We start from the raw sequence: 13,416 nt of genomic DNA on the forward strand, positions 1-13,416 counted from the left end.
GGGGTTGGGGGGGGGGGGGGGGGGGGGGGGGGGGGGGGGCGGGGGGGGGGGGGGGGGGGGGGGGGGGGGGGGGGGGGGCGGGGGGGGGGGGGGGCCCCCCCCCCCCCCCCCGGCCGCCCCCTCTAGCGACCCCACGCCCACGCCCATCCGGCTGGCCCAACCGGTCGCTGCGGCGCCCCAGGCCCCGGCCTCCGCCCCCGTCGCTGCAGCACCTGCAGCCCTCGCCGCCCCGGCCAACGCCTGGCCCGCCGGCCGCCTGCCGGCCGAGGTCGAAGCAGCCCTGCAGCGGGGCAAGGTCGCGCCGGATGCGGTCTCGGTGGTGGTGATGGATGTCAGCGGCGCGCAGCGCCCCCTCCTCGATGTACACAGCGATGTGGGCCGCAACCCCGCCTCGGTGATGAAGCTGGTGACCACCTATGCGGCGCTCGAGATTCTGGGCCCCGCCTACACCTGGGACACCCGCATTGCCACCGACGGCCAGGTCGCCCAGGGCGCCCTCAATGGCAATCTTTATGTGCAGGGCTCGGGCGACCCCAAGCTGGTGATGGAGCGCCTCTGGCTGCTGCAGCGCCGCCTGCTGGGCCAGGGCATCCAGGTCGTCGTTGGCGATGTGGTGCTGGACCGCTCGGCCTTCTCGCTGCCGCCCATCGACCCCGCACGCTTTGACAACGAGCCCTACCGGCCCTACAACGCCGTGCCCGATGCGCTGCTGCTGAACTACAAGTCGCTGACGATGCGCTTTATCCCCGATGCCGCCGCTGGCGTGGCGCGCATCGCCTACGAGCCGGCCATCGCGCATCTGCGCCTGCCCAGCACCGTGCCGCTGCTCAAGACCAAGGGCAATGCCTGCGGCGACTGGCGCGGCGCGCTCAAGGCGCAGATGGCCGATGCCACGCAGATCCAGTTCCTGGGTGGCTACCCGGCCGCTTGCGGTGAGAACAGCTGGGCGGTGGCGCCGGCGGCCCCCGACCGCTTTGCGCCCCGCGTGTTTGAAGGCATGTGGCGCGAGCTGGGCGGCAAGGTGACCGGCCAGGTGCGCATGGGCACCACGCCTGACGGCGTGCAGCCGCTGATGAGCTTCAGCTCGCCCACCCTGGGCGAGGTGGTGCGCGATATCAACAAGTACAGCAACAACGTGATGACCCAGCAGGTGTTTCTGACCCTGGGCAAGGAGCGCGCGGGCGTCGGCACCTTTGAAGGCGGCCGCCAGGCGGTGGCGCAGTGGTGGAGCGAGCGCGTGCCCGGCATGGCGCAGCCCACCATCGACAATGGCGCCGGCCTCTCGCGCGATGCCCGCATCACCGCCGGGTCGCTGGCCAAGATGCTCTCGGTCGCCTGGAACTCCAACGTCATGCCCGAGCTGATGGCCTCGATGCCGATCGTGGGTGTGGACGGCACGATGAAAAACAGCAAAAGCGCCCATACCGGCGGCGCCCACCTGAAGACCGGCACCCTGCGCGACGCCTCGGCCATTGCCGGCTATGTCAATGGCCGCGACGGACGCCGCTGGGTGGTCGTGGCCATGGCCAACAGCGACAATGCCCCGCAGGCACGCCCCGCCTGGGATGCGCTGATCGACTGGGTGGCAGCCCAGTAACACTGGGGGCGCAGGCGGGTCGGGAAAAACCTGCCTGCCACCAAGGTTGGGATGCGGCGGTATCGGTGTACATTGCGCGTTGGAGCATGGTCACAAGCCATAAGGAGCCCTGCATGAGTCTGCCTTCGAAGACCTCGCTGTTTGCTGCTGCCAAGCGTTGGGATGCCGCCTTGGTGGCCCAGCTGCTGGCGCAGGCGCCGCAGTGGGCCCAGGCGGTGGATGGCAAGGGACGCACCGCCTTGCAGGTGGCCTGTGGCGTATCCGCGCAAAACGCCCAGTCAGCCGACACCAACGGCCTGGAGACCGTGGCCACCTTGCTGGCCGCCGGTGCCGTGCTGGAGGCCGAAGCCCCGATGGGCGAATGCAATGGCGACTTTTGCGCCACGGCGCTGTGGTTTGCCGTTGCCCGGGGCGAAAACCTGCCGCTGGTCGAACTGCTGCTTTCGCACGGCGCCAATGCCAGCTACTCGCTGTGGGCTGCCGTGTGGCGCGATGACGAGGCCATGTGCCGCGCGCTGCTGCAGGCACAGCCCCTCCTTAACCTGCGCGAGCACGGCGAAACCCCTGTTTTCTATGCCGCACGCCTCGGTCGCCTCAAGACCCTGGAGCTGCTGCTCGACGCCGGCGCCGACGTCTCGGTAGCCGACTTCAAAGGCCGCGATGCGGTCGACATCGCGCTCTCCCGGCGCCTGCCCCAGGGGCTGATCTACCGCATGCAGCAGCTGCGCCAGCCCAGGCTGGCCTGACGCCCCTTCCACTACTTTTTGTCCTGGTCGCCCTGCAACCGAGGGTGATGCACTGCCTTGTTTTTCTTACGGCGCTTTCTCACCGTCTGCCGCATTATGAGGCGATAGCTCAGCAAGGCTGCCCATGCCTTGCTCCGGAAGATTGTCAGTACTTACCCCTGTCGGCGACTGTTGTGTTTGCCTAACTGCGCGTCAGCGTCATGTAAGCAGTGTTCATTCAAATGCGCTTCAAAATGCAATAAAACTATCAATAAATATCCATAAATTTTGGAAATTCGTTGATAGGCATCAATTGGGGTGGAGGGCCAGAAGGCGTTCGCAATTCTGGGCCTACTAAAGATGGACACACAGCATGTATGAAAAAATGAGGGGCCGCCCGCTGTTTACCAGCTGGGCGACGGTGGTGGGCATGTTCGTGCTGGGGCTGCTGTATTCGATCAGCAGTGCCTTTGCACAAGCCGCAGATGCCGTGTGTGCAGAAGTCAAAATTGTCATTGAGCAAAAGCTTTCGCTGGAGCGCCAGGCGTTTGACGCCAAGATGGTCATCACCAATGGCCTGGCGGACCAGAAGCTGGAGAACGTCTCCATCGAGCTGAGGTTCCTCGACGCCAACAACAACCTGGTCATAGCCACCTCGGACCCCAATGCCCAGGGGGCGACGTTCTTCTACCGCACCGACCAGGTCACGGGCATCACCAACCTGCAGAATGGCGTGATCGCGCCCAAGGCGGTGGCCCATATCAACTGGCTCATCATTCCTGCTGCGGGCAGTGGTGGCAGCAACCCGCAAGGCGCTGTGTACTACGTGGGGGCCAAGGTCAGCTACACGCTCGATGGCAAGGCCGATTCCGTCGAGGTGGCGCCAGAATCCATCGTGGTACGCCCCCAGCCCGAGCTGGTGCTGGATTACTTTTTGCCGCGTGATGTGTATGCCGACGACGCTTTCACGCCAGAGACCGAAGCGGCAGAGCCCTTCACCCTGGGCGTCCGAATCAAGAACCAGGGCGGCGGCACATCCCACAAGACCAAGATCGACACGGCCCAGCCCCGCATTGTGGAGAACCGTCAGGGCCTGGCGATCAGCTTCCAGATACTGGGCGGCTATGTGGGCGACCAACCAGCAGGCAAGAGCCTGCTTTTGGACTTTGGCGATATTGAGTCAGGTACTTCCAAAATGGGCCGCTGGTCCATGGTCACCAGCCTGGCGGGCAAGTTTGTCGAGTTCAACGCCAGCTTTACCCATGCCGATTCCCTGGGCGGCGCGGTCACCTCGCTGATCAAGGAAGTGCGCACGCATACCTTGGTCCAGGATGTGCGCGTCGATCTGCCAGGGCGCGACAAGGTGCGCGACTTTCTCGCCAAGGATGGTGATGTTTACCGGGTCTACGAGTCCGATGGCGCAGACACCGAGGTGCAGAACCAGACGGCATCGGCGCAGATGACCGTGCAGGGCAACAACGCCAGCCTGCGCTTTAGCCCTGTAGCCCAGGGCTTTGCCTATGCCCAGGTGCCTGATCCGGCGCGCGGCGCCAAGCTGCCGGTGCAGGTCACGCGGTCGGACGGCTATATCGTGCCTGCAGAAAACGTCTGGTTGTCCAAGGAGCGCAATGAGGACCTGAGCTGGAGCTACTTTCTCAATATCTTCGATGCCAACACCAGCGGCCAGTACAGCATCGGCTTTGTGGCCGGCGCGGCCGAGGCCAGCATTGCGGGCCTCGTGTACCGGGACAGCAATGCCAATGGCCTGCGCGACAGCGGCGAGCCGGGCATCCCCGTGACCGAGGTCAAACTGAGCGGTACCCAAGCCAGCACGGGCGCCGCCGAGCTGCAAACGGCGTATACCGATGCGCAAGGCGCGTTCCACTTCACCAACCTCAAGCCAGGCGTCTACACCTTGGTCGCCGGTGTCAGCGATGGCCTGGTGGATGGCGCGGCGCTGGCGGGCTCTGCGGGCGGGCAGAGCGCGGCGGGCAAGTTCAGCAGCATTGAGCTGACTGCCGGCACCGCCGCATCCGGCTATCTGTTTGCCAAGCGTGCCGCCACGCCCGACAACCCCGATCCCGAGCCCAAGGCTGACCTGGCAGTGGCCGCCGGTGCCACCCCGGCCACCGTCAAACGCGGCGATACATCCACCATCACGATCACCGCAGAAAACCTGGGCCCGGCAACGGCTGTGGCGACCACGGTGAATGTGGAAATACCTGCGGGCTTAACCGTGCTGAGCCCATCGGCCGCTGTGGGCAGCTATGCCAATGGTGTCTGGACCCTGGGCGATATGGCAACGCGTTCCACCGCCATCCTGACCCTGCAAGTGCAAACAGCCAAGGACGGCAGCGCTAAGGAGTTTGCCGTGGCTGCGCGTATCGGCTCGTCCACCAAGGACGATATCAGCAGCAACAACAGCGCTTCTACCCTCATCCGTATCCAGAGCAGCGAGGCCGTGACTGCCACGCAAACAGCAGACCAGGGTCTGCGCGTGCTGGCCTATATCGGCTGCGGCGCAGACACCGCCTGCGCCGCGCAAAAGCGCCAGACATCACAAACCGTGCTGGCCGCGTATGACGATGAGGCAGAGATCGTTGAGACAGCTGCTGCCTTCCAAAAGGCGCTGCGTGCCGGCGACTTCAGCCTGCTGTGGCTGAGCGGGTCGCTCACTGATCTGGGCGCCCACCTGCAAGAAGAAGTGCGCGCTGCCGTGCTGCGTGGTGCCTCGTTGGTGGTGGACGGCGCTGCCGATACCTCTTTGCGCGCCATTGCCGATATGTGGGGCAGCTATGCCGATCAGCCGTTGGCCAACGCCGCACTGCAGTTGGGCGCTAACGCGCTGCCGCTGACCCGCCCAAGCTGGGCCTTGGCCGCTGATGCGCAAGCGACCAGCGAGCTGCGCTACGCGACCGGAGAAACCGCCGCAGCACGCAGCAGCTACGGCAAGGGTCAGGTGCTGGCCATGGGCTTTGACAGCCTGGCTGAGCAGCTGAGCGGCACGGAATGGACGGCATGGCTTCAGGCCCAGATGGTGCTGAGCAAGCCCAAGCTGGCAGACCCCATGCTCGCCCAATCCAGCGTGTACCTGAAGACCGTCATCCACAATGGCGACGACAAGGCCCGCCAGCTCACGCTGAGCACCGCCTTGGCCAACGGCGCCCAGCTGCTGTCGTCCAAGCCAGCAGCCGCGCAAAACGGCGACCAGCTGAGCTGGCCCATGGACCTGGCTGCCGGTGCAGACCAGGGCGTTGAGCTGTGGCTGCAGCTGCCCGCAGATGCCAAGGCATTCAGCCTGGAATCCCAGCTGCGCAATACCGCAGATGGGGTGGTAGTGGAGAGCTGGTCGCACAGCCTGCGCACCATCGCGCAGCAGCAGGCGGAGGCCAATGCACGCACAGCGCTTCCCGCCATTGCAGGTTTGACCAATGCAGCAAAGGCCCAGCTGGTGGCCCTGTTCGACCAAGCCGCCGATGCTGTCCAGCAGCAAAAGCTGGGCGATGCGATTGCTGCGCTGCTGCAAGCGCAAGAAAAACTGCGTGCGCTGCCCCAAGCTGCTGGGCGCGATGCGGCACTACAGTCCGTAGCGCAGTGGATCGGCCTGGTATCTGCCGCCTGGAAGGATGACGGCTCTGCCACCAAGAACTGGACCTTGGCCATCAGCAGCGGTAATCAGCAGGTTGCCCAAGTAAGCACTGCGTTTGCGGCGCCGCTGCAGGTACGTCTGGCCGATGAGAATGGTGCCCCGGTAGCCGGTCAGACCCTGCGCTTTGCCGCACCTGCCAGTGGCGCCAGTGCGGTGTTTGGCAACGGCACTGCCGCCTTGCAGGTCAGCACCGACGCCCAAGGCCTAGCGAGCACCGATGCCATCACGGCCAATGCCGTCGTGGGTGCCTACCAAGTGTTTGCCAGTGTGGACGGCGTCAACACCCCCGCTAGCTTTGACTTGCGCAACAGCGATGCGGCAACCCCCATCTTGACCTTGCAGCGGGTGACTGGCGACGGCCAGACAGCGCAAGTGGGCCAGGCCTTTGCCCAGCGCTTGCAAGCCAAGGTGGTGGATGCGCAAGGCGCAGCGGTGGCGGGTCAGCTGGTGGTGTTCACGCTGCCAATGGCTGCAATGGGGAATGCCACGGCCAGCTTTGCCGATGGCTCACAAACCGTCAGCGTCTCTACCGATGCCCAAGGCCTGGCGATCTCGCCGGTGCTGACGGCTAACAGCGCGGAGGGTAGCTACCAGGCGAGCGCTACAGCGGCAGGTGTCTCTGGCGAGGCGACATTCGCGCTGACCAACACGGCCCAGCCGGTGCAGGTGCTCCAGCTGCTTGGCGTTGCCGGCAGCGGCCAGTCGGCCCATGTAGGCGCGGCCTTTGCGCAAGCGCTTGCCGTCAAACTGGTGGATGGCCAAGGCCTGGGCGTGGCCAACCACAGCATTCGTTTCGAGTTGCCTTCCAACGGAGCAAGCGCCACGTTTGCAGGCGGCGCTTTGCAAGCAGAGGTGCAAACCGATGCCAATGGTTTTGCCAGCGCGCCGGTGCTCACGGCCAACAACACCGAAGGCAGCTTCGAGGTGCTGGCCAGTGCAGGCGGTGTGGCAGACGGCGTGCGGTTTGCATTGACGAACACGGCTGCAACGGCGCCTGTGCTGAACCTGCAGGTGCTTGCCGGTGGCGGCCAGTCTGCGGTGGTGGGTACGGCCTTTGCCGAGGTGATCCGTGTCAAGCTGGTCAACGGACTGGGTGAACCGGTGGCAGGGCGTGTGCTGAGCTTCAGCATGCCCACCAGCGGAGCAGGCGCTGTCTTTGCGGGTGGCGGCTTGACTGCGCAAGCGACGACCGATGCACAGGGTCTGGCGGCATCGCTGATGTTCAGCGCCAACCCAACCGTGGGTGACTACGAAGTGGTGGTGACCACCGCCGGTGCGCCCGATGTCAAGCTGGGCCTCAAGAACACTCCGGCCCCCGCGGGTGACAAGCAAGTCACCATCCCCACGCCCACGGGCACGGGCACGCTGAAGGCCTCGGTCACGGGTGGGGGCGCTAGCTGCCACTTCAACCCTGACAAGACCGCCGTCAAGCGGGCGCAGGGCTGGCTGCCGCTGTTTGATGTGCTGGTGTTCCCCCATGGCGTGTTCGAGTACGAACTGGTCGGCTGCGACGTGGGCAGCACGGTGACCATCACGACCGAGTGGCCCAACCTGTTTGGCGTGAGCAACTACATGAAGTACGGCCCTACACCTTCTTCGCGTGGCCGCAGCCTTTGGTATGTGCCCAAGAACCTCAAGCTGGAGGGCAACCGGGTGAGCTTCAGCATTACCGATGGCCAGCTGGGCGATGACGACCTGGTCGCCAATGGCGTCATCAAAGACCCGGGTGGCCCGGTTATCCAAAGTGGACCGCTGCCTGCCGATGAGCAAGCCGTGCCCGTGCCGGGCTTGGGCTGGTTGGCCGTGCTGATGCTGTCGCTGCTGACCGGTTTGGCGGCGCTGGTGGGGGTACGACGCAAGGCTGTGCTGGGAGCTGGCCATGGCCGTTAAGCACAAGGTGTGCGGCCCCAGATGGGGCACGCACGCTGCGCTGGCCGTCTTGGTCGGCGCAGCCTTGGGTGGTACTGCCTGCGATGCAGCAGCTTGGTCGCGGCCAGTCACTGCGCCTCCGCCTTTGGTGGAGTCTGAATCGGCTTCTGCCCCGTCCAAGGAGTTGGGCTGTTCGGCTGCGCAATATGCAGCGCAAACCACAGAGACGCCCGCGTTGGCATGGCCGGTGCAAACCGCGCCGCTCGCGCTGGACCAGGCCTGCTGGGTAAACGCTGCTGAGGCGGCTGCATCGATGCAAAGCGCCCAGCCTCCTACCTTGGTGGATGTGCGGCCGCGCAGCCTGCAACGCGCAGCGCCCATTGCGCGCGCCTTGCAGCTGGAGCTTTCTGACATGGCCAGCAAACGCTTCTTGCAGCAAACGTCCGTAGTGCTGCTGGGCACCGGGCTCGACAACGCCGAGGTTGACCAGGCCTGCCGTCAGCTGCGCCAGCAAGGCTTTGCCCAGTTGCAGGCGGTGCGGGGCGGTGTCCGAGCATGGCAGGCCGCGAAAGCGGCGACGGCAGGTAGCCAACCGTTGTTGCAGCCCTTGGATGCGCAGACTTGGATAGCCGCTCTGGGCCAAGGCATGCAATGGACGGTGATCTCTGCCAGCGAAGCCATGCAACGTGCGCCTCAGGCGCAGTGGCCGGTGCCGCCTGAGCAGCTAGTAGCCGTCAGGGCCGAAGGCAAAGAGCGCGATGCCAAGTTGGTGGCCGCCATTGCGCGCGCCTACCAAGACCGGCTCAAGCGTGTACGTCATGCGGGCTACGCTCAGGGCTTGGTGGTCATCACCGATGGCGTGGTCAGCGACAGCTTGCGTGCCCAAGTCGAAAATACCTTGGCGCCTAGCACCGATGCATCCAAAGCGGGCCGTTCCGCAAGTGAGACCAGTGCCGCAATGGCCACCTTGCCTGCCTATTGGCTAGACGGCGGCTGGCAAAGCTACACACAGCAAGTGGCCCAAACCGCCGCCATCCAACAGACCGCCAACCACCGGCTGCAAGCGCCGTGTGGACGCTTATGAGCGCAAACAACAAATGAGAAATACCGGGGGAAGCATGTACCAACAACAATCACCATCTTCGCTGCACCAAGCTACAGCATGGGCACGCAAGGCCTGGCAGGGCTTGCAGATGCTGGGCCTTTGGCTGATGCTGCTCTGTGCGGCCCAGTCGGCTTTGGCACAAACGCCAGTGACGGGCGTGATCACCAGCAACACAACATTGCGTGCAGCGCAGTCGCCCTATCTGTTCCAGGGCGATGTGATTGTGGATAACAACGCTACCTTGAGTATTGAGCCCGGTGTCACCATCCAGATGGCAGCGGCGGCCAGCTTTACTTTGAAGCGGGGTGCGCTCCAGGCCGTGGGCACTCCCAGCTTGCCCATCAAAATCACCTCGGCATCTGCAACGCCCGCCGCCGGTGACTGGCGGCAATGGCGCTTCACCGCAGGCACCAACCAGGCGCTGACGCAGCTGGGCCATGTCGTCATCGAATACGGCAGCGGCGTGGCGATTGAATCGGCTTCCCCCGTTATCAACAACACCGCCATCAACCACCACAGTGGCCCTGCGATCAGCATGGACCTGGCTTCGTCACCGGTGGGTACGGGCAACACCGCCAATGGCAACTCGCTCAATGCAATCTCTGTGCCCTCAGGCACCATTCGCACGCAGGTGGTCTGGGGCATCGTCGGTATCCCTTACCTGGTGCAGCAAGGCCTGGTGCATATCGGCCAGGCACCTTTGGCGCTGGAGCCAGCCAAACTCAAGCTCAGTCCCGGTGTGGTGGCCATGCTACGGGTGTCGCTCAATGCCCCAGCCCCCGCAGGCGGCACGCTGATCGATGTCAGCAGCAGCGTTCCTTCGGTCGCCTCAGCCGTTACCCGCGTCACTGTGCCTGAGGGGCAAACCAGCGCCGATCTGGAGGTGCAGGCCAGCAGCCTGGGCACCACCAAGATCACGGCCAGCCACGCGAGCTTGGGCATGGCGGAAACCGACATTGAAGTGGTCAGCCTGCCTTCTCTCGGTTTGGCCCCTGCCAGTCCCACAGTCGGGGTCAACCGCAACTATCCGATGACCTTGTCGCTGCCTGCGCCTGCTGCAAGCAATGTGACGGTGCGGTTGGACAACGCGGACACGGCGGTGCTTTCGGCCTCCAGCAGCTTGGTAGTGCCTGCCGGACAACAGAGCGTGAATTTTGAAGTGACGGGATTGGTCGACGGTACCAGCCGTTTGACCGCGCAGGCAGACGGCTACGCCAGTGCACTGGCCACCGTCGCCGTACGAGGCAAGGCCCTGGTATTGCCATCCAGCGTAGTGGTAGCGCCTGCAGGCAGCACCAACGTGACTGTGGAGGTTACTGAGCCAGCTCCTGCAGGCGGCTTGACCGTTAGCTTGGCTGTCGCGCAAAGCAGTCTGGCCCAAGCCCCTGCCACCGTGCTCATCCCTGCGGGTCAAAGCCGGGTGAGCTTCAGCATCAATGGCAAGGCCTTGGGTGCTACCACCTTGACTGCAACCGCCACTGGCTACCAGTCCGGCCAGACCAGCGTGAATGTGGACGCCATCAGTCTTAACACTGATCCTGCTGCAGATCTGGTGATGAATGAAGAGCTCAGCCGAACGGTTCGTGTGCAGTTGAGCAAGGCGGCGCCTCAGGGCGGGATTACTGTTTCTGTCGTTAGCCAGAATCCTGCGGTTGCTGCTGTGAGTCCGGCGGAGGTGTTTGTGCCTACGGGGCAGATTTATGCGACGGTACCGGTCACTGTGAATGCTTTGACCAAGGGTAAGACCGCGATAGATATTACGGCGCCTGGGTTGATTGGCAAGGTGCTGAATGTGGAGGTAAGGGAGAAGTTTGGCTTGCACGTACGTCGCTACAGTGGCGTGTTCAAGGTGGTTGTGGGTAAAGGGCTGTATACCCATCCCAACGAGGTATATGTGGAGCGCTTGATCAATGGCGTGGTCAGCAGTGGTGCAGATGCGGTGGTAGTTAATCTGCGGTGCGTGGCCGCAGAAGTGTGCTCTACGTCGGAGACGGTGACTATTCCAGCAGGGCAAAGCCGTGCATATTTTTATGTGACAGGACTGGATGCAGGCTCGACACATATCGAGGCAACTGCACAAGGAGCGACCGCAGCCACACCGATTCCGACGGATGTCATTGTCCCCACAGTGGTGTTTAACAGTCTAGATGGGAGCCGGACGACAGCCAGCGTGAGGGACGACTTCTCGATTACTTTCAGTGTGCCAGGAGCTTATTGGCCTAATAGCCAAGTTGCGGCCAACGCATTGCAGGTCAATGTCGCAGCGAAGGAGCAGAGCCCAGCAGGGGTCGTCAATGGCATCTACGACAACAGCAACAATTTGATTACACAGTTGTTGATACCCAAGGACAGCTCTACGTCTCGCACTGGCTATGTGGCCCAGCCAGCGGCTGCGGGAACCTACAGGGTAGAAGCCGAAGTAGTAGGCATAACGACCGCTCAGTCTGCGGTGCAAACGGTCACGGCTGCCGCACAAGGCTTGCAGGTGCGCCGCTACAGCAATGCGTCCAAGGTGGTTGTGGGCAAGGGGCTGTATACCCATCCGAACGAGGTATACGTCGAGCGCTTGATCAATGGCGCGGTCAGTAGTGGTGCAGATGCGGTGGTAGTTAATCTGCGTTGCGTGGCCGCAGAAGTGTGCTCTACGTCGGAGACGGTGACTATTCCAGCAGGGCAAAGCCGTGCATATTTTTATGTGACAGGACTGGATGCAGGCTCGACACATATCGAGGCAACTGCACAAGGAGCGACCGCAGCCACACCGATTCCGACGGATGTCATTGTCCCCACAGTGGTGTTTAACAGTCTAGATGGGAGCCGGACGACAGCCAGCGTGAGGGACGGCTTCTCGATTACTTTCAGTGTGCCAGGAGCTTATTGGCCTAATAGCCAAGTTGCGGCCAATGCATTGCAGGTCAATGTCGCAGCGAAGGAGCAGAGCCCAGCAGGGGTAGTCAATGGCATCTACGACAACAGCAACAATTTGATTACACAGTTGTTGATACCCAAGGAAAGCTCTACGTCTCGCACTGGCTATGTGGCCCAGCCAGCGGCTGCGGGAACCTACAGGGTAGAAGCCGAAGTAGTAGGCATAACGACTGCTCAGTCTGCGGTGCAAACGGTCACGGCTGCCGCGCAAGGCTTGCAGGTACGTCGTTACAGCAATGTGTCCAAGGTGGTTGTGGGTAAGGGGCTGTATACATATACCAGCGAGGTGTATGTAGAGCGCTTGATCAATGGTGTGGTCAGTGGCGGTGCGGATGCGGTGGTAGTCAATCTGAGTTGCGTTGCGTCGGAAGTTTGTTCGACGCCGCAGACGGTAACCATTCCTGCTGGTCAAAGTCGTGCATATTTCTTTGTTACTGGGCTAGAGGTGGGATCGACATATATCGAGGCAACTGCGCAAGGAGCGACCGCAGCCATACCGACTCCTATCGATGTCGTTGTCCCCACAGTGGTGTTTAACAGTTTAGATGGAAGCCGTACGACATCTAGTGTGAGAGATGACTTCTCAATTACCTTCAGTGTGCCAGGAGCTTATTGGCCTAATAGCCAAGTTGCGGCCAACGCATTGCAGGTCAATGTCGCAGCGAAGGAGCAGAGCCCAGCAGGGGTCGTCAATGGCATCTACGACAACAGCAACAATTTGATTACACAGTTGTTGATACCCAAGGACAGCACTACGTCTCGCACTGGCTATGTGGCCCAGCCAGCGGCTGCGGGAACCTACAGGGTAGAAGCCGAAGTAGTAGGCATAACGACTGCTCAGTCTGCGGTGCAAACGGTCACGGCTGCCGCGCAAGGCTTGCAGGTACGTCGTTACAGCAATGTGTCCAAGGTGGTTGTGGGTAAGGGGCTGTATACATATACCAGCGAGGTGTATGTAGAGCGCTTGATCAATGGTGTGGTCAGTGGCGGTGCGGATGCGGTGGTGGTCAATCTGCGTTGCGTTGCGTCGGAAGTTTGTTCGACGCCGCAGACGGTAACCATTCCTGCTGGTCAAAGTCGTGCATATTTCTTTGTTACTGGGCTAGATACGGGGTCTACCCAGATTGAAGCTAGCGCTGCTGGATTCACTTCTGGCGTGGTCACGACAGAAACTATTACTCCGCTTTTATTATTGAACGGTGCCCCTAGTGCGCTACGCGTAGGTCAAACGTATACGAATATATATGTAGCTGCGCAAGTAAACGGGGCCTATTGGCCCAATAGCCAGTACCCAGCCGTCAATCTGTCCGTCACCTTTACCAGCTCTATTCCGTCGATAGGCACTGTGACGAACACCGCTACCTGGGCCAAAGAGGCAGGCTCCTCCGCCCGCCCCACCTTCACCGCCATATCTCCAGGCACCACCCAAATCACAGCCAGCAGCCCCGGCTTTGTGCCGGCCACCAGCGGCGTGATCACCGTCAACCCATAAGAAGGAGAAGACCATGCAACTCTCCCATATCACTTCGTTATTCTCCCGACA

General features: G+C 62.5%; 5 protein-coding genes. All 5 read left to right on the top strand.

The window, feature by feature from the left end; all coding sequences use genetic code 11:
• Nucleotides 1-145 precede the first annotated feature (145 nt).
• Complete coding sequence (gene dacB / locus WH303_RS00680) at nt 146-1,597, top strand: D-alanyl-D-alanine carboxypeptidase/D-alanyl-D-alanine endopeptidase (protein ID WP_445228247.1); 1,452 nt, start codon at nt 146-148, stop codon at nt 1,595-1,597.
• Between the two features lie 113 nt (nt 1,598-1,710).
• Nucleotides 1,711-2,343 (top strand): ankyrin repeat domain-containing protein, encoded by a 633-nt coding sequence (locus tag WH303_RS00685; protein WP_165841189.1) that lies wholly within the window; start codon nt 1,711-1,713, stop codon nt 2,341-2,343.
• A 352-nt stretch (nt 2,344-2,695) separates the two neighbouring features.
• Nucleotides 2,696-7,861 (top strand): choice-of-anchor U domain-containing protein, encoded by a 5,166-nt coding sequence (locus tag WH303_RS00690; RefSeq protein WP_339516118.1) that lies wholly within the window; start codon nt 2,696-2,698, stop codon nt 7,859-7,861.
• A gap of 214 nt (nt 7,862-8,075) precedes the next feature.
• Nucleotides 8,076-8,924: a hypothetical protein gene (locus WH303_RS00695; protein WP_133248145.1), complete on the top strand. Its 849-nt coding sequence runs from the start codon at nt 8,076-8,078 to the stop codon at nt 8,922-8,924.
• A gap of 34 nt (nt 8,925-8,958) precedes the next feature.
• Nucleotides 8,959-13,365 (top strand): hypothetical protein, encoded by a 4,407-nt coding sequence (locus WH303_RS00700; RefSeq protein WP_339516121.1) that lies wholly within the window; start codon nt 8,959-8,961, stop codon nt 13,363-13,365.
• Nucleotides 13,366-13,416: the final 51 nt, after the last annotated feature.

It is taken from the genome of Comamonas sp. MYb69 (assembly GCF_037479315.1).
Classification (GTDB): Bacteria; Pseudomonadota; Gammaproteobacteria; order Burkholderiales; family Burkholderiaceae_C; genus Comamonas.